Source organism: Devosia soli (genome assembly GCF_000970455.1).
Taxonomy (GTDB): Bacteria; Pseudomonadota; Alphaproteobacteria; order Rhizobiales; family Devosiaceae; genus Devosia; species Devosia soli.
In genome coordinates, this window is sequence record NZ_LAJG01000042.1 from 256,219 (window position 1) to 278,315 (window position 22,097).

Sequence of the window (22,097 nt, forward strand, 5' to 3'; positions counted from 1 at the left end):
ATTTGGGCAGCACAATGATAAGTCAACGTCAGTTCTGTCTTGCGGCCGGTTTTCGTCCCAGCCCCAAAAGATCGAGGATCAGCAGGATGACGCCGAGTGTGATCGCCATATCGGCGATGTTGAAGATGTAGAACGACCAGCTTCCATAATGAAAATGGAAGAAGTCTGCGACCGCGCCGAAGATCAATCGGTCAAGCGCGTTGGATAATGCCCCGCCGATACAGAAGGCGAGCCCGAGCCGCACCATCGGCGCATCGGTCCGCCACCACCAGACCGAGAGACCGACAATGGCGACCATCATGATCGCGCCGAGCGTCCAGACCGGCAGGCCATCGAGAAGGCCATAGGAAATGCCGGTGTTCCAGACGAGGACGTAGTCGAAAAATGGCGTCACCGGCGTGATCTCGCCGCCGCGCCAGCCGGTCATCGAAAACGGCACGTAGTTGGAAAAGATCTCGACGCAGTTCGCCTGGCCGATGGCATAGCAATCGGCAGCAATGTGATAGCCCTTTTGCGCCCGGTCGATGCCGAAGGCGAGGACCGCTGCGACGAGAGAAGTGTAGGTGGCGGTTGCTTTCAATGCGCTCTCCGTCTTCCCCTTCTCCCCTTGTGAGAGAAGGTGGCGCGCAGCGCCGGATGAGGGGTAAGCGGTGCTCGGGAAATACCCCTCACCCGCCTTAGGGTGCCCTCTCCCACAGGGGAGAGGGCGAAAGAGCCAAGCTCCGTCGCTTATGAAACCCCTGCCGCCGCCAATTCACGCAGCGCCTGCGCATCGCGCAGGGTCACGTCGGGATAGTCCGGATCGGTCCCGACCTCGGGCAAGACTTTCCAGGACCGGGCACAGCGCTTGCCTTCGGCGAGCCCCGGCATCACCGAGACGCCTGGCACTTCGTCGAGCCGGAATGCTTCTGTCGGACCTTCTGCCTGCTTGACCACAATGGCCGAGGTAATCGCGATCTCGGCAAGGTCCTCGCCCTCGAGCGCTACGACATAGCGCGGATCGGCGATGAACACCGTCGGCGCCGCTTCCAGCGACGAGCCGATCCGCTTCTCACGCCGCTCGATTTCGAGCGAGCCGGTGACGACGCGGCGGACGGCACGGATAAGCTGCCACTTCTCGGCCAGCTGTTCGTCAAGCCACTCGGTCGGAACGTCCGGGAAGAGCCGCAGATGCACGCTCTCGGTCTCACCCGGATGCCGTTCCAGCCAGCATTCTTCCATGGTGAATACCAGGATCGGCGCCAGCCATGCCGTGAGCGCATTGAACAGGTGATCGAGCACGGTCAGCGCCGAACGCCGCTTCACCGACGAGATCGGATCGCAATAAAGCGTGTCCTTGCGGATATCGAAATAGAACGCCGAAAGCTCGATGTTCATGAAATTGGTCAGCAGCGAGACCACCTTGCGGTAGTCATATTCCTTGTACGCCGCGCGCACGCCCGCATCGAGCTGCGCCAGCCGGTGCAGCATCAGCCGCTCAAGCTCGGGCATATCGCGGAAATCGACGACGTCATCGGCCTTGAAATGCGCCAGATTACCCAAGAGCCAACGCAGCGTGTTGCGCAGCTTGCGATAGCTGTCGACGGTCGTCTGGATGATTTCCTTGCCCAGCCGCAGGTCTTCCGAATAATCGGAGGACGCCACCCAGAGCCGCAGGATATCGGCGCCGTATTGCTTGATGATGTCCTGCGGGGCAACGGTATTGCCCAGGGACTTGCTCATCTTCTTGCCTTCGCCATCCATGGTGAAACCATGAGTGAGAACGCTGTCATAGGGCGCATAGCCATTGGTCGCGCACGATTCAAGCAGCGACGAATGGAACCAGCCACGATGCTGATCCGAGCCTTCGAGATACATCGAGGCCGGAAATTTGAGATGCGGCCACTTCTGCTTGTTGCGCAGCACGAAGGCATGGGTCGAACCGCTGTCGAACCAGACGTCGAGCACGTCAGTCACCATCTCATAGTCGTCGGCTTTGTAGTCCGAGCCGAGATAGCGCTCTGCAGCACCCGGCTTATACCAGGCGTCCGCACCCTCTTCCTCAAAGCTCTGGGCGATGCGGTGATTGACCGCTTCGTCGCGCAGAATTTCCGAAGTTTCCTTGTGCACGAAAACCGTGATCGGCACGCCCCAGGCGCGCTGACGCGACAGAACCCAATCGGGCCGGTCGGCGATCATGGCGCGGATACGGTTCTGGCCCGCTGCGGGATAGAATTTGGTCTTGTCGATGGCGTTGAGCGCACGCACGCGCAAAGTGTCGCCCGCCGCGCCCTCGATGTCCTTGTCCATATAGACAAACCATTGCGGCGTATTGCGATAGATCACCGGCTTCTTGGACCGCCAGGAATGCGGATACTGGTGCTTTACGCGGCCACGGGCAATGATATTGCCGTGCTCGGCCAGCGCCGTAATGACGCGCTGGTTGGCGTCGCCCTTCTTGCCATTGTCGTCGATAACGCGCGCGCCCTCAAAGCCCGGCGCGTCCTTGGTGTAAAAACCATCATCGCCGACGACATAGGGGATAGCCGGATCGACGCCGCGATCCTGCAACAGGCGCGTCGATTCCATCCAGATCCCGAAGTCGTCGAGACCATGGCCGGGCGCGGTATGGACAAAGCCGGTACCGGCATCGTCGGTCACATGCTCGCCATCGAGCAGGGGCACGTCAAAATTGTAGCCGCCGCCAAAACCGCGCAGCGGATGGTATGCCGCGATACCCGAGAGAACCGAAGCCGGAACGGTCTGCAGCCGAACGTTGCCGATCACCTTTGACTTGGCAAAGACCTCGGCTGCCAGCTTGTCGGCGATGATCAGCTTGTCGCCCACCTTGGCCCAGTTTTCGGCCGGCGCTTCGGTGATCTCATAAAGGCCATAGGCAATCTTGCTCGAAAACGAGATCGCGCGGTTGGCTGGAATCGTCCATGGCGTCGTCGTCCAGATGACGACACTTGCGTCTGTCAGGTGCTCGCGATGCGCAATCACCTCGTCGGTGTCCTTGCCATCAACGGTCTGGATGCGCGAAACCGGGAATTTCACCCAGATCGTATCGCTCTCATAATCGGCATATTCGATCTCGGCTTCGGCCAGCGCCGTGCGCTCGACCACCGACCACATCACGGGCTTACTCCCGCGATAAAGCTGGCCCGACATCGACACCTTCATCAGCTCGCGCGCGATCTGCGCTTCGGCGTCAAAGCTCATCGTCAGGTAGGGGTTGTCCCATTCGCCAAGCACGCCGAGGCGCTTAAATTCTTCGCGCTGGATGTCGACCCAGCTTTCAGCGAACGAGCGGCATTCCTGGCGGAATTCCACTACCGGAACCTCGTTCTTGTCCTTGCCCTTGGCGCGGTACTGCTCTTCGATCTTCCATTCGATCGGCAGGCCGTGACAATCCCAGCCGGGGATATAGGCGGAGTTGTAGCCGAGCATCTGCATGGACCGGGAAACCAGGTCCTTCAGCGTCTTGTTGAGCGCATGCCCGATATGGATATTGCCATTGGCATAGGGCGGGCCGTCATGGAGCGTAAAGAGCGGCCGGTCCTTGGCCTGCTCGCGCTGGAGCGCATAAATGTCCATGTCCTGCCAGCGCTTGAGCCAGATCGGCTCGCGATCGGGCAGGCCCGCGCGCATTGGAAACTCGGTTTCGGGCAGGAAGAGCGTGGCCGAATAATCTCTTTCGGTCGCGCTTGAAGCGGTATCGGTCATGGATCGGCGTTTCGTTCGGAAGAAGTGCGCGCCTTTTAGCAAGGTGACGCCCATGGGGCAAAGGGTGATTTACCTTCAGCCGATCAGCGGCAGGAGACGTTCGCGCGTGATGACGCCGATATCGCCAAAAAGGTCATCGCCCAACCGCATGGCCACGCCCCGCGCATGGGAAGATACCGCGTCGTCGCGATAGGCTGCTTCGATCACCCCGGCGATGTCGTCTGTCCTCTTCATGCTCGGCCCGATAATACTGACCGGCGCCAGCGCAGCCGCCTTTCTGGCATGAAAAAGATGCTCGAGATGCTGCGGAATGGCAATTTGCCCAAATCCCATGCCGAGCCCAAGGCACAGCGAACCATGCTGTCCCGAGTGGATCATCAACCGCGTGCGCCGGCCGATATCCTCAACCGGCACTGGCGCTGGCTCGACCACAACCCCAGCCGATGCGAAGCGCGTCTTCATCTCTCCATCTGCACCTGGGAGGAAGGCGCGCATCGGCAGCCCGAGGCCCAAGACCGCGTCGACAAGTGCTTCGTTTTCGGTCTCTCTCGTTGAAAAATAGACAAAGATCTCTTCGCCGCTCCCGTCGGGCCGCGGCAATTTTTCGTTGAGCGGCGGCAGCAGTGGCGCCGCTCTCATCCCATCATAGGGATCAAGGCCCGCGATAGTGCGCGGCATGGCGCCTCCCCCACTGTAAATATCGGAGAGGTGTTGCAGCGGCGCGGACCCAAAATGCCGGAGCGCGCGGTTCACCGCGTCGAGCAGTTCGCCCTCGTCATAAATAGAAATTGCATATTCAGGCAGCAGCACCGGAAAACGCTCAAGCCCACTGGGTGGCACGGAGTAGCCCGTCCCCACAGCGATAGAGGGAATGCCGGCAATCAAGGCGGCCAATTGCGCGCAGGGCGCAAAATCGGCCACGACCATTCGGCTCTGCCGTGCCCTGATCACCGCGAGCCACCAGCCGATCTGGGTGATCAGAAATTGCGGATCCCAAAAATTCAGATCGCCGAGAAAATCGCCCCAGGTTGCGGTATGCGGATTGCCCATTGCCTCGCGTCTTGCCCGGTTCGGCCAAAGCCGGGCTCCGGCAAAAACACCGTCGCAAAAGGACGCGATCTCTGCCGCATGCTCCATGCGGCAGAGGGCAGCATCGCAAATGGCGGCGGCGCCGAGTGCTTCTGCGATGACCTTTAACGTCACCACATGGCCGCGCCCGGCGCCGCCTTCCCAGGCAAGCAGAACCCGCGGTGCCATGGCTTATGTCGCGTAGCAGGACCCGCAGGCACAGGGATCGGGCGCTGGCGGCGGTGGCGGTGGCGGCTCGACAACCGGGGGCGGTGGCGGCTCGGCCACGACGACCGGCGGCACAGGCGGCGCTGGGGGCGCAGGAGGAGCTGGCGGCGCCACTGGCTGACTGTCGCTACCCCCTGTCGACTGGATAGACCCAAACGGCCCCGGCACCCGGTTCGGCTGGCAGTTAGCCTTATGGTCGGCGGGCGAACTCAGCATCATGTCGAGGCATTCGAAAAAGTGGTGCACCTCGCGGCGCACATTCTCGACGGCATAGCCCGGCACCGTGCTGACGCTGGCCAGCAAAATGCCCATAAGCCAGGCATAGGGCCTATGCTTTCTTCTCAAAGTCATCGTTTAACACTCCCGGTCCGAAACGAGCCTGCGCTGGAGGTAGCGTCGGTCACCCCTTCGATTGACCGGACTTTTTTATTGGCCCATGCTGGCGTGGACATCGAACAGACGTTCGATGCGGAGCGTGGCGTGATGGCCGGTATCGACGCGATCATCGGGACCATAAGGCAGGCTGCCGAGGACGATGCGGCTTGGCCTGCAATGCTGGAGCATTTGTCCGATTATCTCGGCGTCGTTGAAGCGACGCTCGGTGGCGGCATTGCCGGCGCTGCCCCAGAAATCCTCGCGCCGCGCACAGATCCCGCCCAGATCGCGCGCTATTTTTCGACCTATGCTCCGCGCAACATGCTTATGCGTTTCATGCTGTCCCAAAGCCCGGGGCAACTCGTCGTCGATGAAGCCATGGCCGACTTCGACGGCTTCGTGAGAGACAGCTTTTATAACGAGTGGTGCGTCCCGCAGGGCTATCGCCGCGGCGCCGGCCTCGTCCTCACCACACAAAATGGCTGGGCTGGCGCGTTGATGCTCAATTCCCGCGCTCCGCTCGAAACTGATCAGATCGCGCGCTTCGAAGCCATTCTCCCCACCGTCCAGCAAGCGCTCGAAACCAATACGCTGCTGCGCCGGTTCCGTGGCCTTGCCCGGTCGAGCCTCGATGTCCTCGATCTCTCGGGCCAGGCGGCCATCCTGCTTGATGGCCGTGGCCTCTTGCTCGACGCCAATGCCGGCGCCGCTACTCTTCTGGAAAGCGGCCGCCTCGTTCTCCGCCAGCGGCGTCTCGGCTGTGCCGATGGGGCGGCAGACCGGCGCCTGTCGCGCTTGCTCGCCCTATGCCTTTCCGCGCCCGACCATAGTTCCGGCGGGCGGCTCGATGTCCCGACGCCGCATGGCGTACTTTCGGTGCACTGCGCGCCCTATCCCGGTAGCCGGCTTTTCCCCTCAGAGAGACGGCCGGCCGTGATCGTGATCATCACCGATCCTCAGCAAAAGCTGCGCCAAAAACTGCTCGCCCTGCGCCAGAAATTCGGCCTTACCACCGCCGAAGCCGAACTGACGCTAGCGCTTGTCGAAACCGGTAGTCGCAAGACCGCCGCTGCCGATCGCGGCGTCTCCGACGCCACCGCGCGGGCTCAATTGACCAGCATTTTCGACAAGACCGGCGTACGTCGGCAGACAGACCTCGTCCGCCTGGTCCTCGAAAGCGATTAGCCGAAAAAGCCCAGATGCGTGTCGAGTACGCCAAGCGGACCGCACTCCGCAATCATCGCCCGCGCCTTGCGGCTGTCGCGATCCATGGCGGCGATGAGATCATCGAGCCCCTTGAACACTTCCTGCCCGCGGATATGCCCGACCAGCGCCACCGAAATGGTCTGGCCGTAAAGATCGCCGGAAAAATCGAAGAGATGCGTTTCAAACGGCGGCCGGTGATTGTCGAACATCGGCTTGCCATAGGCGGCAACGCCATCGAGCAGCTGCTGCCCCACCTTGGCGCGCACGGCATAGACGCCCTGGGCGAGCTGGAACCCAGCCGGGGTCATGGTGTTCGCCGTCGGATAGCCGAGTTCGCGGCCGCGCTGATCGCCCTGCACCACGCAGCCATCGAAAAACCAGTGATAGCCGAGGAGCCGATTGGCCGCAGTGACTGCCCCTTCGGACAGGGCAGCCCGGATGCGCGAGGAGGAAATCGGCTCGTCGCCCTCGTCGACGAGATCGAGCGTTTCGACCGCAAAGTCCAGGGCCGTCCCCTGCTCGCGCAAAAAGGCCGGCGTGCCGCGGCGCTGGCGGCCGAAATGGAAGTCCGAGCCGACGATGACGCCGCGCACGCCCAGCGCCCCGACCAGCACATCGGCGACAAAGCTTTCCGCTTCCATCTGCGAAAAGGCGGTGTCGAACGGCAGAATGATGATGCCATCGAGCCCCAGCGCCTCGGCCAGCCGCGCCTTGGAGTCGCCCAGCGTCAACCGGAACATGAAGGGCGCCGGCGCAAAGACATCGCGCGGATGCGGCTCGAAGGTCAGGATCAGCGCTGGAACGCCGGCCGCCGAAGCGCGCTCGCGCAGCGCCGCGATGACCTTTTGGTGCCCTCGATGTATGCCGTCGAAATTGCCGATCGCCACATAGGCGCCCTTCAGCGCCGCAGGGAGCCCGGCATAGTCCGAGAGCCGAACGAATGTGGACATTCAGGCCGACCAGGAAAGACGCGGCAAGAAGCCCGCGACCCGCGCCCGGCTCGGCGCCACGAGGTCGGCAATTGCCTGCGGATCAGGCTTGCCGAAGGCATCGAGCTCGGCGGCATGGATCGAGCCGGTGATGAAGAGCAGATCGACGCCGAACTGCGCAGCGCCCGTTGCATCGGTGCGCACGCTGTCCCCGATGGCGAGTACCCTGCTCTTGTCGAGCCCCCTGCCCGCCGCCAGCTCCGCCAGGCGAAATGCCTCTTCGTAGATCGGCTGATAGGGCTTGCCGGCCATTAGCACCATGCCGCCCATGGCTGCATAGAGATCGCCCAGCGCCCCGCCGCAATAGATGATCTGGTCGCCATGCTCCACCACCCGGTCGGGATTGGCGCAGATCATCGGCAGCTTTCGCGAGAGCCAGAATTTGGCGCGGTCGCGATACATTTCGGGGGTATCGTCATCGGTGTCGAGATCGGTCACGACTACCACTTCGGCCTCGTCCGGCCCGGTCCGGCGGAGATCGAACCCATCATACAAAGCGTCGTCCTCGGTTGCCGGCCCCACATGGTGGATGGCTTTGCCGCGATACTTCGAGATCATCGTCCGCGTCGCGTCCCCTGATGAGACGATGGCGTCATAGGCTTCGCGCGGCACATTGAGCCGGTCGAGCATGGCAACGATCGGTGGGGATGGCCGCGGCGCATTGGTAATGAGCACCACCTTGCCGCCGGCGCGCCGATATTCCACCAGCCCCTCGACTGCCTCGGGGAAAGCTGCGACGCCATTGTGGATGACGCCCCAGACATCGCTCAAGACCGCATCATAGCGCCCCGCGAGATCGGCAAGGCCGGAAATGATGGGCAGAGGCGCTGACGCGGACATGGCGCTGTTCCATGTTGGAGAAAGATGCGACGAGCTATGTGGCAGTTTGCATACCGCGATCAAGCCCAAAGCGGCTTCGCGGATGGGAAAATCAGACCTCGGCGCGTCGCCGGGCAGTGGCCTGGGCCGGCTGTGGCGGGGCAACGGTGCGGGTCGGCTCGAGCAGCAGATCGGCGCGCACCGGGCCGGCGGGGGCGATGTGATTGCCCTGTACCAGCATGATTTCATTGTCGAGCAACTCGACGATCTGCCGCTCGTCGGTCACGCCGGTAGCCAGCAAGGTCATGTCGAAGCGGCCGACATAGCTGGCGATATCGGACAGATGGAAGTCGGTATAGACTTCGGGCGTGCCGATGAGGCGCTGCGCGTTGACGCGCACCGAGCGGACGCCGATCTCGGATAGATCGGTAAAGTTGAGGCGGAGCGAACTGGCCGAGGCGAGCGAGAAACCTGCGCCACGCCGCTGGATCGCCTGCAGCGCTGGCCGCGACGATTGCAGGAGGGATTGGAAGTCCTGCTCGCCGATGAGGAAAACGAGGCCGGTTGCGATCACGCGGTTGGCGTCGAGGGTGGCAATCAGTTGCTCGAGCGCTGCACTGTCGCGCACGCTTGCGGCGCTCAATGGAATATAAAGCGTGATCGCCTGGCCGCCGGTGCGGGCGCGGCGGGCAATGGCGACGGCTTCGTTGAGCGCCGTGCCTTCGATGCGCTGAAGAACATCCGTGCTGCCAGTCCGGGGCATGAAGTCGGCCGGCTCGGCCAGGTCGCCATCTTCCAGCATCAGGCGGGGGATAAGATCATAGCCTGCAGGCCGGCGCTGCGGCAGGCGCGCCACCGGCTGGATATGAAACACCAGGCGCTGTTCGGAAATCGCCTGCCGCACCAGCTCGACCGGAATGATCGGTTCGATCTCGTCTTCGGCGGGCGTCGTGGGCGCCGGAGCCGTCCGGGGCTTTTCGGCCGAAAAGCGCTCGGCAGCCAGGGCAGGATTGGGCGCAGCGGGCTTGGTGGCCTTTTCCTCAATCTCGGCAACCGCTTCGGCCACCTGGCGGATGACGGTGCCGAGGACGGAGATATCGGCCTCGATGGTTTCGAGGCGCTGGCCGGGGTTCAGTTCGGAAAGCGCGTTGATGCGGCGGCCCAGCACGGAGCCGGCCTGCGCATCGGTCGCCAGAAGCCGCGAAAGATCCTCGATGCCGCGCTCAAGACGCCGTTCGGCGCGCATCCGCAAGCGGCGTTCGGTGATGATGACGCCGATGGAAGCAGCGACAAGACCAGCGAGCACAGCCTCGGCCGGCGTGAAGGACAAGCCGAAATAGGTTGCAGCGCCTAAGGCCAACGCGGCGATAGCGATAAACAAGTAGACCAGCGCCTGCATTGGCTTCCCGGATGAACTGAGCGTCAAGATTCGGCCTATCCGTCATACCATCGCCAATGTGACGGAAAAAGCACTGAGAGGCGATCCTACAGGTAAAGAACGGATTATTTACCCTGTTCGTCAACACTCATGCCGAACACCGAGGTCGGATTGGCACCGATCCGGTGACCGGCGAAGTACTGGGATTTGGTCGTAATGGCAATGAATTCGGGCCTGGAAAACGCGTTGAGCGGGCGTTTGCTGTTGATTGACAGCGATGCCGCGGCTGCATGCGAGACCGGCGAATCGCTGAGCCAGGCCCTTCTCTGTTCGCCCCAGGTCGAGGTCGCGAGGACCGGGCGCGAAGCCATCGAGCTGCTCCGCGCCAATCGATTCGATATTATTCTCGCCGATATGCCCAGCCTTGCCGACCTGTCGGATCGCGACGAAGAAGGCATGGGCCGCATCGTCCGGCTTGCGGAAGGCGCGCTGGTTGTTGCCATGGCTGGCGGAGCCTCGGTCACGGCGGCAGTTGGCGCCATGCGCGCCGGCGCCCATGATTATGTCGCCAAACCGATCGCTGCTTCGGCCCTTGCCACCCGCATTGGCGAACTCGCTCAGCGCCATGGCCGTCCGCGCTCGCTCGGGCTCGATACTGCCCGCCCCCAGGCAACCGCCGACTTTGCCGGCTTTGTCGGCGCCTCGAGCGCCATGCAATTCATTTACGAGCAGATTGGCCGCGTCTCGACCTCGTCCGCGCCCGTCTTTATCACGGGCGAAAGCGGCACCGGCAAGGATGTCTGCGCCGAAGCGCTCCATAGCCAGGGCCCCCGCGCGGGCAAGCGGTTCGTCGCCATCAATTGCGCCGCCATTCCCCGCGATCTCATGGAAAGCGAACTTTTTGGCGTTGCCCGTGGCGCCTTTACCGGTGCGCATGAAGACCGCAAGGGCGCGGCAGAACTCGCCGATGGCGGAACACTGTTCCTCGACGAAATCGGGGAGATGGATCTTTCGCTCCAGTCCAAGCTCCTGCGCTTCCTCCAGACCGGCACGCTGTCGCGCGTCGGGGAATCTAACATGCGCAAGGTCGATGTCCGCGTCATCTGTGCGACCAACCGCAATCCATTGCAGATGATTTCGGAGCGTAAGTTCCGCGAAGACCTTTTCTACCGGCTCCACGTCCTGCCGATCCACCTGCCGCCGTTGCGCCAGCGCCCGACCGATATCATGGTGCTCGCTCGCCATTTCCTCGATCGCTATGCGCGCGAAGAGCACAAGAGCTTTTCCGCCTTCACCGCCGAAGCCGCCCAGCAACTGACCGCCGCCGATTGGCCGGGCAATGTGAGGCAATTGCAGAACCTCGTTCGTCGCATCGTCGTGATGTTCGATGGCGGCGAGATCGATCTGACCATGCTCACGGCCGCCGATATCGAATCCCAGGCCTTTGCCCCCATACACGCCGCCGTGCCACGCGGCGAAGGCCGCCGCGCTATCCTGCCCATGTGGCAGCAGGAGCAAAAGATCATCGAAGACGCTATCGCCGCCTTTTCCGGCAATATCTCGATGGCCGCCGCCGCACTCGAAATCAGCCCCTCCACCATTTATCGCAAGCGACAGAGCTGGGCAGAAATGCAAAAGGCCGGCTGACGGCAGGTTTTCTGGCTTGAAGCGATCGGCGAGCGCTACTCAAGTCAAGCAGCCCGAATGGCGCAACATTGCCCCATATACCAGCCCGCTGCCCCCAAACGATTGTGGGCGGGACGAAACATTCGCATCATGGGACACTGTCCAGCATTAGCGACACCCCCCCATGGCCGCCTTGTGATATGACGGTATGTCACCTGAGGGAGCGATAAATGAAACTTGTTCCTAAAAAGCCGCCACAGCAGCCGAGCTCCAATGCGCAGGAGCTCTCAGACCACATGCTCGACAGAGTGGCCGGCGGCGGTGCGCCATCTGCCCAGGGCGGGGTCGCGATGGATACCGATCAAACCAACAGAAACGGGGCAAGCGGCCCTACGAAATAATCAAGCCTCTGCCGCAACTGGGGCGCGTTTGGTGGAAGAGTTCGTAGTGCAAGTTAACAACGGACACAGCCCCTTCACGCATTTTCCCATGGGTTCGCGCCGGCCTGATCGAAGACATGATCGTCAGCACCCTCCCGATCCTTTTTTGGCGACGGCATCTCGCTCTTCGGTCCCCTCGAACGGGACAGCACGTTCGAGCCTATGCGGACCACGAATTTTCTAATCGGGTCAGACGCTAAGGCGTCGTGGCTTCCTTGGCCTTGATCCGGTCAAGACCAAGCCGGTGCTCGCGCAGGATCACCGCAATGCCCGATCCGATGATGATCAATGCACCCACCACCATCGTCACTGTCGGCACTTCGGCAAAGACGAAAAAGCCGATGACGATGGTCAAGAGCAGTGAGACATATTCGAACGGCGCGATCACCGACATGTCGGCATAGCGATATGAGGATGTCATCAACAGCTGTCCGAGCCCGCCGAAGAATCCCGCCCCGACGAGGAGCGCAGCCTGCTGCGGGGTCGGCCACACCCAGCCGAACGGCAAGGTCATCAGCGAGAGCACGCTGGCGCTGATGAAAAAGTATGTAACGATGGCTTCGGTGCGCTCGGTGTGAACCAGATTGCGCACCGCCATCTGGGCAAAAGCGGAAACGACTGCCGCCAGGAGCGCGGCAATAGCCCCAACTGCTTCGGCGTCGCCGAGTGCCTCGCCGCCGCTGAATACGGTCAGGCGCGGCCAGAGAATGATGACCACGCCGACAAGCCCAACCATGACGGCTGTCCAGCGGAATACATGCACCCGCTCATGCAGCAGAACGGCGGAAAAGATGACGATAAGAAGCGGCGTCGCATAATTGATCGCAGTCGCTTCCGGCAGCGGCAGTCGCGTCAGGGCAAAAAACCCCAGGCTCATCGAGGTCACGCCCACGAGCCCACGCAAGATATGGCCGAGGGGCCGCTTGGTCGCGAAGGCCTGATAGAAGCGCCTCTTCCAGGCAAGGTAGCCGAGGACCGGGATCAGCGCGAAGAACGAGCGGAAGAACACCATTTCGCCCGAAGGCACCGTCTCGGTCGCCTTGAGCATCGTCGCCATGATGACGAAGAACAAGACCGAGACGACCTTGAGCATGATCCCGCGCATGGGATTGGCGACAGCCATTGCCGGCGCGGACGCGGCAGGGGCCGCGGCACGCGCGGGATCTTTTCGGAAAACAGACATGACACACTGACCCGGCTGGAAGCGGGCTTATTTGGACTGGGACTGTTCCAGCTTTTCCTTGGCGATCCGCGCCGTGGCGAAGGCCTTGTGCTCCGGTCCGACAGCGCTACCGGTCTTGACGACCTTGCCGTCCGCGTCATGGATTTCCCAGTGCCAGTTGGCATTGGGGCCGCTGCCGCCCTTGAGGCGCAGCTTGATCTGATAAGAAGATTGTTCGCTCATGGTCAGCCTTATGCAGCACGCGGACGGCGGATGAAAGCACAAAGTGGGACGCCATTTAGCGTCTCAGCCACCAATTCACGCCAAACAGGATGTCAACGCTAACGGAGTGCTAACACCTAGACGTCCGAAACCGTCACTTTGACGCGCGCCCCACCAAAGGTGATGAGGTCGCGGATGTCGGCATATTCGCCCTCGGCATAGGGGAAATACCAGGCTTCGTCTGGCCCGTCTGCCGTCAACGTCTTGATCGTATAAAAATGCGCCTCGCCCTTTCCGGGCTCGTCGCGCCGGGTATCCGAAGCCTCCAAAATGCCGGGATGGACATGATCGAGCGGCACGAAATATTGCGTCCTGCCACTAGCTTCATTCACCTGCATGGCATTGGCGCTGCTTGCGATTTCTGCGTCGTCGAAAAAGATATGCACGCGTCCGGAAACGGGGGTCACAGTGGCGGTCGCAGTTTCATCGGCGGTCACGGTCGCCTCCTTCGTTCAAGGGTCATCTTCCCATGTTAACGCACGAGCAAAATCTCCGTTCACCCGATCTTGACTCCAATGCCGGGTGCTCCCTATATCCCGGTCAGCTTTGTTAGCACTCACCGACTTCGAGTGCTAACACGGCCCGAAATTGCACCAGAAATGATGCCAAGAGGAACTGAATCATGGGCTTCCGTCCCCTGCACGACCGTGTGGTCGTCCGTCGCGTCGACAGTGAAGAAAAGACCAAGGGCGGGATCATCATCCCCGACACCGCCAAGGAAAAGCCCTCCGAGGGCGTGATCGTTTCCGTTGGCCCCGGCGCCCGCGACGAGAACGGCAAGATCAATGCCCTCGACGTCAAGGCCGGCGATCGCGTGCTCTTCGGCAAGTGGAGCGGCACCGAGGTCAAGCTCAACGGCGAAGACCTGATCATCATGAAGGAAAGCGACATCATGGGTATCGTCGAGGTCTAAAACCCTCTTCTATCCAGTCGTTTAACCCATTCTAAGGAGCGCCTCACATGGCTGCTAAAGAAGTAAAGTTCTCGACCGACGCCCGCGAAAAGATGCTGCGCGGCGTCAATATCCTCGCCAATGCCGTCAAGGTCACCCTCGGCCCCAAGGGCCGTAACGTCGTGATCGAAAAGTCCTTCGGTGCTCCACGCATCACCAAGGACGGCGTCTCGGTTGCCAAGGAAATCGAACTCGAAGACAAGTTCGAAAACCTCGGCGCTCAGCTCCTTCGCTCGGTCGCTTCCAAGACCAACGACGTCGCCGGTGACGGCACGACGACCGCAACCGTTCTCGGTCAGGCCATCGTCGTCGAGGGCGTGAAGGCAGTTGCTGCCGGCTTCAACCCGATGGATCTCAAGCGCGGTATTGACCTGGCTGTTGCCGAAGTCGTCTCCTCGCTCCAGTCTTCGGCCAAGAAGATCACCTCGTCTTCCGAAGTTGCCCAGGTCGGCACCATTTCGGCCAATGGCGAATCGTCCATCGGCGACATGATCTCGGAAGCCATGCAGAAGGTCGGCAACGAGGGTGTCATCACCGTCGAAGAAGCCAAGACCGCTGAAACCGAACTCGATGTCGTTGAAGGCATGCAGTTCGACCGCGGCTACCTCTCGCCCTACTTCGTCACCAATGCTGAAAAGATGACCGCAGTCCTCGAGGACCCGATCATCCTGCTGCACGAAAAGAAGCTCGCGAACCTGCAGGCCATCCTGCCGATCCTCGAAGCCGTCGTTCAGTCCCAGCGCCCGCTGCTGATCATTGCCGAAGACATCGAAGGTGAGGCTCTCGCGACCCTCGTCGTCAACCGTCTGCGCGGCGGCCTCAAGGTTGCCGCCGTCAAGGCTCCGGGCTTCGGCGACCGCCGCAAGGCCATGCTTGAAGACATCGCCATCCTGACCGGTGGTCAGGTGATCTCGGAAGACCTCGGCATCAAGCTCGAGAACGTGACCCTCGACATGCTCGGCACTGCCAAGCGCGTCGAAATCACCAAGGAAAACACCACCATCGTCGATGGCGCCGGCTCCCAGGAAGACATCCAGGGCCGCGTTGGTCAGATCAAGGCACAGATCGAGGAAACCACCTCGGACTACGACCGCGAGAAGCTGCAGGAACGTCTTGCAAAGCTCGCTGGCGGCGTTGCCGTGATCAAGGTCGGCGGTTCGACCGAAGTTGAAGTCAAGGAACGCAAGGACCGCGTCGACGACGCGCTCAACGCAACCCGCGCTGCCGTCGAAGAAGGCATTGTTCCGGGTGGTGGCGTTGCCCTCCTCCGCGCTTCGGCCAACCTGACCGTCAAGGGCGCGAATGCTGACCAGGAAGCTGGTATCGCAATCGTTCGCCGCGCTCTTCAGGCTCCGGTTCGCACCATTGCCAACAATGCCGGCGCCGAAGGTTCGGTCGTTGTCGACAAGATCCTCGAAAACCCGGCTCCTTCGTTCGGTTACAACGCTGCCACCGGCGAATATGGTGACCTCGTTGCTCTCGGCGTTATCGACCCGGTCAAGGTTGTCCGTCATGCTCTCCAGGACGCAGCTTCGGTTGCTTCGCTCCTGATCACGACGGAAGCCACCATCGTCGAAGCCCCCAAGGCTGAAGCTCCGGCAATGCCGGGCGCCGGCGGCATGGGCGGCATGGGCGGCATGGACTTCTAAGGCTAACGCCTTAGACTTCCTTTTCGCTCACGGACCGTATCGCGGTCGGCAAACCGCCGACCGCTGGTTCTCCGCGTGAGAGGCCAACGTTCGGGCGACTTGCCGCTTAAAAGACAAAAGGCTTCCAGGATCGTTTCTTCCCAGTCACGATCTTGGTGGAAAGCTCCGGTGGCAACACCGGGGCTTTTTTCATGGGCGGCAAAAGGCTAGGCTGCCGCGCAAAGAGGAGCCAGACCGGCAATGAGAACGCCAAGGCGCGGCAGCGCTTACGATCAGGCAGAAGCAGCCTTCAAAAGCGCGACGACCAAGCCAGTCGACGTCATGAAGCCGAAGGCGTCGACGCCGCCAGAGGGAAAAGAGCTGGTCTCGATCCGGCTCGACCGTGCCGTGCTCGAACATTTCCAGGACGACGGCCCTGGCTGGCAGGAGCGGATCAATGAAGTACTGCGCAAGGCGGCTGGACTTGAAAGCGAATAGCTAGGGCCAGACGAGCAGCTTGATGGCCATGGCGATCGAGATCACGACGACGAGCGGCCGGATGAGCTTGGCGCCGAAGCGGATGCCAGCATGGGCGCCGATGTAGCCGCCCATGATCTGACCGACGGCCATGGCGAAAACGGCTGGCCAGACGACGTCGCCACTGGTGATGAATATGGTCAGCGCGGCAAGGTTAGAGACCAGGTTCAAGAGCTTGGTATTGCCGGCGGCGCGCGTGATGCCGAGGCCAAACAGCAGCACGAAACCGATGGTGAAAAACGAGCCCGTACCCGGCCCGAATACCCCATCGTAAAAGCCAACGCAAAAGCCGAGCAGCGGCACAAGCGTCGGAAACGGCAGGCGCGCCGCGCGATCGGCGTCGGACAGATTGGGCGCAAAGAGGAAGTAGATCGCGATGCAGATCAGCGCGATCGGCACGATCAGGTCGAGTACCGACGTATCAACTTGCTTGACCGTGAAGGCGCCAAGAAGGCTACCAGCATAGGTGACCGCCACCGAGGGCAACAGCGCCTTGAGCGACACAAAGCCACGCCGCCAATAGGTATAGGTGGCGATGGTGGTGCCGATAGCAGATTGCATCTTGTTGGTCGCCAGCGCCTGGATAGGCGGAAGACCAGCCGAAAGCAGAGCGGGGACCGATAGCATGCCGCCGCCGCCGGCTACGGCATCAACAAAGCCGGCAAGGAGGCCGACGATGCCGAGGGCGAGAAGAACAAGCGGATCGAGCATGGGACAACCAAGGTAAGCCGGCGCCTCTTAGCACCGTGCCTTCGGGCTTGATAGGGGAGATCAATCCCCTCCTCCACCGCCATCACCCCCGCCGCCGTCGCTGCCACCGTCGCTGGCGTCGCCGTCATGGTCGTGACGATGAGCGTCAGGCCCCGCGTCGCCGCTACCGCCGTCTGCATTCGAGCCTTTGCCGGTTCGGCGCCTTCTGTCACGCTGACCCAGGGCGACGATAATGACGAGAACAATACCAAAGGCGAGCAGGGGTACGACTAACGGTTCCATGGTGGCCGCTCCGCCTGCGTCTTAGGTCGCCGTTGCGCCGAGCCGCTGCAACAGGTCGTCGAGATGGGCTTTCTTTTCCGCCGGCCAATCCGCCGTCCGCGAGACAATAAGGTTGGCTTCGCTTTTGAGCATTACGCCATCCTCGAGCACGCGGAGGCCGTTGGCCGCCAAGGTCGAGCCGGTCGAGGTAATATCGACCACGATATCCGCAACACCCGAGGCAGGCGCCGCTTCCGTCGCGCCCAGGCTCTCGACGATGCGGTATTCTGCAATCCCGGCCTTGGCAAAATGCTGGCGCGTGATGGTGATATATTTGGTGGCGATGCGCAGCCAGCGCTTATGGCGACTGCGGAAATCGGAAGCCACATCGGCAAGGTCATGAAGATGCGTGACGTCGATCCAGGCATCGGGCACCGCGATGACGACGTCGGCGTGGCCGAATTCGAGCGACCGTGCAAAATGCACCGAACTAGGTCCATTTTCGCTGGTCTCGTGGATCAGGTCACGCCCCGTCACGCCAATATCGATATTTCCCCGGATCAGCTCGCGGGCAATCTCCGAGGCTGGGAAGAAACGCACCGTGACATCTGGCTCACCGTCCATGACGCCGAGATAAGAGCGCGCGCCACCGGGGCGGGAGATGGAAAGGCCACGTTCGGCAAACCACTGGCGGGTCAGTTCTTCAAGGCGTCCTTTGGAGGGTACGGCCAGGGTGATGCCGCTCATGCCGAAACCTCCGCTTCCAGACGATCGACCCAAAGCGCACAACCGGATGCAGCAATGGGCGCGGTCGCGCCGAGACGCTCGAGCAGCCGGTCATATTGACCGCCCGACGCCAGCACCTCGCCGCTCCGCCCGGTCATTTCAAAGACGATGCCGGTATAATAATCGAGCCGCGGCGAAAAGGCGGCGTCAAAGGTGATGCGCGCTTCCCCGAGTTTATCGAGATGGCGGCGGATGGCCCGGATTGGCGCACCAAGCATCAGCTTGTGCTTCTCGGCCAGCGCTTCGATCTGGCGCAGGGCTGAAAGCACATCCCCGGAAATAGCCAGGTAATCGCGCAGGAGCTTCAGCGTTTCTGCCGGCACGTGCGCGACATCGAGCGCCTGTTGTTCGAGATATCGGTCGGCAATTTCTTCGGGCTTCCGGCCTTCGGAAAGGCTTAGACCGGTCGAAACCATGCGCGCCGTGACATCCTCGATCAGCACATCGCGCGAGGGCTGCTCCTGCCGTTGCGCATCGGGCGCAGCCTCAAGGCGGCTCAGCAGCCGCTCCATGGCTTCGGGGTGACCGAAACGATGGCGAATGCGCGGGCGCCAGGCGGCCGGCATGTCGGCCTGCACCAGCAAGGCTTCGAAAAGACCAACACCGCCAAGCCGGATGTTTGCCGGCAGGCCATAGATCGAGAGCGCCGCGCGGGCAAAGGTAAACACCTGATCGAGCGCCACATCGCCATCGGGCTGGGCAAGAAGCTCGATACCCGCCTGATCGAATTCGGCGGGGCCGGTGTCGCGCTGGCGAAAGATCGGGCCAAGATAGGTGAAGGCCGCGGGTTGCCGTGTGCCATCGGCAATATAGTCGCGCGTGATGGGCAGGGTGAATTCCGGGCGAAGGCAATGTTCGGCGCCAGTTGAATCGGTCGTCAGCAGCAGACGGCGGCCGAATTCCTCCCCCGCGAGATCGAAATAGGGATCGGCGGGCAAGAGCAGTGGCGGCGTCGCGCGACAGCCGCCTTGCGCTTCAACGAGCGCTTCGAGCTGAGCTCGGCGCATGGCGGCATTGGTCATTTTCTTGCGCCCTCGCTCGAAAGCATCACTGCTCGCTCAAAAGCTTCTGGATCGCCGGCACCAGATCTTCCCGCTTGATCTCGAACTGGCCCGGCCGCGCGGCTTTCCATTCGGCATTGTCGGTAATGGCTTCTGCGGCCTGCTTGCCGGCGACCAGATCCTTGATTTGCAGGATGCCCTGTTCGCGCTCCTGGCTGCCTTCGATAACGACGGCCGGCGCGTTGCGCTTATCGGCATAGGCGACCTGCTTGCCAAAATTCTTGGTGGAGCCGAGGAACATTTCGGCGCGAATCCCGGCTTTCCGCAGTTCTGAAACCATCGCCTGATAGCGGGCCGTCTGGTCCTTATCCATGACGAGCACGACGACCGGGCCAACGGGCTCTTTAGATCCGAGATTGCCCGTCAGTTTCAGCGCATTGGCGAGGCGCGAAACACCGATGGAAAAACCCGTCGCCGGAACGGGTTCGCGCCGAAAGCGGGAAACGAGCCCATCATATCGTCCACCGCCACCAACGGAACCGAAGACCACGTCCTGGCCCTTTTCGTTCTGCACCTTGAAGGTCAGTTCGATTTCGAACACGGGGCCGGTATAGTATTCGAGGCCGCGGACGACGGATGGGTCGATCTTGATCCGATCAGGACCATAGCCAGCGGCATCGAACAACGTCTGCATGGCGTCAAGTTCGGTGACGCCTTCATTATCGGCCGGCGGCTTGCCAGCGACATAGTCGAGGACCACGGCGGCCTGTGCATCGGTGAGATCAGCGCCTTTAGTGAAGTCGCCACTCTCGTCCTTGCGGCCCGCACCCAGAAGCAGTTTGACGCCTTCTTGGCCGAACTTGTCGAGCTTGTCGACAGCGCGAAGAACGGCGAGCTTCTGCTCGTCTGACGTCACGCCGGCGGCTTCGAGCACCCCGTCGAGCACCTTGCGGTTGTTGGCCCGGACGACGTACTTCCCCGCCAATCCGAGCGCATCCATGACGTCGGCCATCATCATGCACATCTCGGCATCGGCCTCAGGGCCGGGCGCGCCGACGGTGTCGGCGTCGAATTGCATGAACTGACGGAAGCGGCCCGGGCCAGGCTTTTCGTTTCGGAACACATAGCCCTGCCGATAGGAGCGGTAAGGCTTTGGCAGAGTTTCGAAATTCTCGGCGAAATAGCGGGCAAGCGGCGCGGTGAGATCGTAGCGGAGGCTCATCCACTGCTCGTCGTCATCCTGCAAGGAAAAGACGCCTGCATTGGGTCGGTCGGTATCGGGCAGGAATTTTCCAAGCGTCTCGGTGAGTTCGAGGAGCGGTGTTTCGACGGGATCGAAACCGTAGCGCTCATAAACCTTGCGGATGGTCTCGATCATCTGGCCGACGGCGGCGATGTCGCCGGGGGTGCGGTCTTCAAAACCACGCGGCAAGCGCGGCGCGATGAGCTTGGTCTTTTCGGTCATGGGAGAGCCTTCACGAAGTCGCGCCGTTCCTAGCGGATCAGGGCACGAGAAACAACTGTCGGGGCGGGGCGGCAGCCGGGCGGGGCCCGGCTGCCATGGAGGATCAAGACACTCTCCGCCTGGGGCGGTGGGGGATCAGCGCAGCCGTGGGCAGCGAATGCCAGGCAATGGGTTCTGCAACCGGCGGCAGGCCCACGTCGTCCCGCAAATAGGCCGGCAGTTGGCTTGGAACCCGCGGGCGATGCCACCACGCGCTGAGGGCGCTGGCGATAACCGGCAGGAGTCCGCGCTGATGCACGGCATCGGCGATGGAGAATTCAAGGCGCAAGATGACATTGCGCTCGGAAAGCACAGTCGAAGACATAGCGATTTTCCGGCAGGTCGAATCCTGCCGGCCTCTTGTTGAAGGGATAAGATGTGTGACCGCGGACGCAATACGACCCGGAATCGACACTTGGCAGTGGGTTGGACATGTCCGGGACCCGAAGGCCCAGAAGGTTACCGGGTGGCTGGAAAAGCCTTAGGCCGCGTAGTGACCATTACCGGCAAGATGATGCCAATTCCCCGAGCGGCGGAACAACATGACTTTCATTCAAGTGCCTCCCTCGGTTGGCAATTCGGACTATGAACGCTTAAATCGCGCTTCCGTGATCGGCAAGTGAAAAGTGAGACAGTCTGTCGCACCCGCTTTAGTGTGGCCGTTTCGCCACAGCCTTTTACGCCGCATTAGCCTTCTTCTCTCGTGCTTTGTTTACCACGCCGGTTGACGCGGCTTTTGCGGTTGAAAGGGCAAACTCAGGCCTCAACTCGAACGAAACGTGAGCAGAGAGCCATGGCGATGCGTGCATGGGGTCTGGGATTGGCGACAACGGCCATGATGATGGCATCGGTGGCTTCGGCCGGCGCTGAAACGCGTTTTCAGCCGGGTTGGCGTTATGCGCCGCCGCCGGGAGTGACGATGAGCACCCAGCGCCCGCGTCACGCACTGGCCTTGCAGGCCGACCCGCGCGTCAATCCGATCTACCTGCGTCAGGTCGTCCCCTACCCGACCGGGGAACGGTCCGGGACGATCGTCGTCGATACCAGCGCGCATTTTCTCTACTTCGTTCTCGGCGATGGCCGCGCCCTTCGCTATGGCATCGGCGTTGCGCGCGATGGCTTTGAATGGAGCGGCACCCATCGTGTGTCGCGAAAAGCGGAATGGCCCGGCTGGACGCCGCCGGCCGAAATGCGCGCCCGCCAACCGGGCTTGCCGGCACACATGGAGGGCGGTCCGGGCAATCCTCTTGGCGCCCGCGCCCTTTATCTCGGCTCGACGCTCTATCGTATCCACGGCACGACCGAGCCCTGGAGCATCGGACAGAATGTTTCGTCGGGCTGCATCCGCATGACCAACGAAGACGTGATAGATCTTTACGAGCGCGTACAATTGAAAACGAAAGTGGTGGTTCTTTAGCAAGGATTTGACGGCAAAATTG

At 61.7% G+C, this 22,097-nt stretch carries 22 protein-coding genes; 7 read left to right on the forward strand and 15 right to left on the reverse strand.

The window, feature by feature from the left end; translation table 11 throughout:
• Positions 1-28 precede the first annotated feature (28 nt).
• From lspA to VW35_RS21770, 4 genes are all read right to left on the reverse strand, one after another.
• The gene (gene lspA / locus VW35_RS17755) at positions 29-580 is read right to left on the reverse strand and encodes a signal peptidase II (RefSeq protein ID WP_052951845.1); all 552 of its coding nucleotides are present in this window, start codon (positions 578-580) and stop codon (positions 29-31) included.
• A 149-nt stretch (positions 581-729) separates the two neighbouring features.
• Positions 730-3,705, reverse strand: a complete 2,976-nt coding sequence (gene ileS / locus VW35_RS17760) for an isoleucine--tRNA ligase (protein WP_046144402.1) — start codon at positions 3,703-3,705, stop codon at positions 730-732.
• 75 nt (positions 3,706-3,780) lie between these two features.
• Positions 3,781-4,962: a hypothetical protein gene (locus VW35_RS17765; RefSeq protein ID WP_046144403.1), complete on the reverse strand. Its 1,182-nt coding sequence runs from the start codon at positions 4,960-4,962 to the stop codon at positions 3,781-3,783.
• A gap of 3 nt (positions 4,963-4,965) precedes the next feature.
• Positions 4,966-5,352: a hypothetical protein gene (locus tag VW35_RS21770; protein WP_162484857.1), complete on the reverse strand. Its 387-nt coding sequence runs from the start codon at positions 5,350-5,352 to the stop codon at positions 4,966-4,968.
• Positions 5,353-5,430: 78 nt separating this feature from the next.
• On the opposite strand from VW35_RS21770, the gene VW35_RS17775 reads away from it, so the two are divergent.
• Positions 5,431-6,561, forward strand: coding sequence for a helix-turn-helix transcriptional regulator (locus tag VW35_RS17775; protein ID WP_046144405.1), 1,131 nt, complete (start codon positions 5,431-5,433; stop codon positions 6,559-6,561).
• On the opposite strand, the gene VW35_RS17780 is transcribed toward VW35_RS17775, so the two are convergent.
• The 3 genes from VW35_RS17780 to VW35_RS17790 form a co-directional block, all read right to left on the reverse strand.
• Positions 6,558-7,532, reverse strand: a complete 975-nt coding sequence (locus VW35_RS17780) for a bifunctional riboflavin kinase/FAD synthetase (RefSeq protein WP_046144406.1) — start codon at positions 7,530-7,532, stop codon at positions 6,558-6,560. The two genes, VW35_RS17775 and VW35_RS17780, sit on opposite strands and share 4 nt — an antisense overlap.
• Positions 7,533-8,411 (reverse strand): TIGR01459 family HAD-type hydrolase, encoded by an 879-nt coding sequence (locus VW35_RS17785; protein WP_046144407.1) that lies wholly within the window; start codon positions 8,409-8,411, stop codon positions 7,533-7,535.
• A gap of 91 nt (positions 8,412-8,502) precedes the next feature.
• On the reverse strand, positions 8,503-9,789 hold the full coding sequence (locus VW35_RS17790; protein WP_046144408.1) for an EAL domain-containing protein: 1,287 nt from the start codon (positions 9,787-9,789) through the stop codon (positions 8,503-8,505).
• Between the two features lie 225 nt (positions 9,790-10,014).
• On the opposite strand from VW35_RS17790, the gene VW35_RS17795 reads away from it, so the two are divergent.
• Complete coding sequence (locus VW35_RS17795; RefSeq protein ID WP_244465935.1) at positions 10,015-11,415, forward strand: sigma-54-dependent transcriptional regulator; 1,401 nt, start codon at positions 10,015-10,017, stop codon at positions 11,413-11,415.
• Between the two features lie 615 nt (positions 11,416-12,030).
• Here the strand turns inward: VW35_RS17795 and VW35_RS17800 are convergent.
• The 3 genes from VW35_RS17800 to VW35_RS17810 form a co-directional block, all read right to left on the reverse strand.
• A complete protein-coding gene (locus tag VW35_RS17800; protein ID WP_052951847.1) occupies positions 12,031-13,017 on the reverse strand; it encodes a DMT family transporter in 987 nt (328 codons plus the stop codon).
• A 27-nt stretch (positions 13,018-13,044) separates the two neighbouring features.
• On the reverse strand, positions 13,045-13,239 hold the full coding sequence (locus VW35_RS17805) for a hypothetical protein (RefSeq protein WP_046144409.1): 195 nt from the start codon (positions 13,237-13,239) through the stop codon (positions 13,045-13,047).
• Between the two features lie 116 nt (positions 13,240-13,355).
• Positions 13,356-13,715, reverse strand: a complete 360-nt coding sequence (locus VW35_RS17810; protein ID WP_046144410.1) for a DUF427 domain-containing protein — start codon at positions 13,713-13,715, stop codon at positions 13,356-13,358.
• A 185-nt stretch (positions 13,716-13,900) separates the two neighbouring features.
• On the opposite strand from VW35_RS17810, the gene VW35_RS17815 reads away from it, so the two are divergent.
• The 3 genes from VW35_RS17815 (at position 13,901) to VW35_RS17825 (ending at position 16,356) form a co-directional block, all read left to right on the forward strand.
• The gene (locus tag VW35_RS17815; protein ID WP_046144411.1) at positions 13,901-14,191 is read left to right on the forward strand and encodes a co-chaperone GroES; all 291 of its coding nucleotides are present in this window, start codon (positions 13,901-13,903) and stop codon (positions 14,189-14,191) included.
• A 47-nt stretch (positions 14,192-14,238) separates the two neighbouring features.
• On the forward strand, positions 14,239-15,879 hold the full coding sequence (groL, locus tag VW35_RS17820; RefSeq protein ID WP_046144412.1) for a chaperonin GroEL: 1,641 nt from the start codon (positions 14,239-14,241) through the stop codon (positions 15,877-15,879).
• A 240-nt stretch (positions 15,880-16,119) separates the two neighbouring features.
• A complete protein-coding gene (locus tag VW35_RS17825) occupies positions 16,120-16,356 on the forward strand; it encodes a BrnA antitoxin family protein (RefSeq protein ID WP_046144413.1) in 237 nt (78 codons plus the stop codon).
• Here the strand turns inward: VW35_RS17825 and VW35_RS17830 are convergent, their stop codons facing one another.
• The gene (locus tag VW35_RS17830) at positions 16,357-17,106 is read right to left on the reverse strand and encodes a TSUP family transporter (RefSeq protein WP_046144414.1); all 750 of its coding nucleotides are present in this window, start codon (positions 17,104-17,106) and stop codon (positions 16,357-16,359) included.
• 138 nt (positions 17,107-17,244) lie between these two features.
• Here VW35_RS17830 and VW35_RS22175 point away from each other — a divergent pair, with 138 nt between their 5' ends.
• Complete coding sequence (locus VW35_RS22175; RefSeq protein WP_280136771.1) at positions 17,245-17,379, forward strand: hypothetical protein; 135 nt, start codon at positions 17,245-17,247, stop codon at positions 17,377-17,379.
• Between the two features lie 30 nt (positions 17,380-17,409).
• Here the strand turns inward: VW35_RS22175 and hisG are convergent, their stop codons facing one another.
• The 4 genes from hisG to VW35_RS17850 form a co-directional block, all read right to left on the reverse strand.
• On the reverse strand, positions 17,410-18,114 hold the full coding sequence (gene hisG / locus VW35_RS17835; protein WP_046144415.1) for an ATP phosphoribosyltransferase: 705 nt from the start codon (positions 18,112-18,114) through the stop codon (positions 17,410-17,412).
• Positions 18,111-19,175, reverse strand: coding sequence for an ATP phosphoribosyltransferase regulatory subunit (locus tag VW35_RS17840; protein WP_052951848.1), 1,065 nt, complete (start codon positions 19,173-19,175; stop codon positions 18,111-18,113). Before VW35_RS17840 ends, hisG begins: the two co-directional genes overlap by 4 nt.
• Before the next feature lie 25 nt (positions 19,176-19,200).
• Positions 19,201-20,619: a histidine--tRNA ligase gene (gene hisS / locus VW35_RS17845; RefSeq protein WP_046144416.1), complete on the reverse strand. Its 1,419-nt coding sequence runs from the start codon at positions 20,617-20,619 to the stop codon at positions 19,201-19,203.
• Between the two features lie 103 nt (positions 20,620-20,722).
• Positions 20,723-20,983 (reverse strand): hypothetical protein, encoded by a 261-nt coding sequence (locus VW35_RS17850; RefSeq protein ID WP_046144417.1) that lies wholly within the window; start codon positions 20,981-20,983, stop codon positions 20,723-20,725.
• Positions 20,984-21,451: 468 nt separating this feature from the next.
• On the opposite strand from VW35_RS17850, the gene VW35_RS17855 reads away from it, so the two are divergent.
• Positions 21,452-22,075: a L,D-transpeptidase gene (locus VW35_RS17855; RefSeq protein WP_083982992.1), complete on the forward strand. Its 624-nt coding sequence runs from the start codon at positions 21,452-21,454 to the stop codon at positions 22,073-22,075.
• The last annotated feature ends 22 nt before the right edge of the window (positions 22,076-22,097 follow it).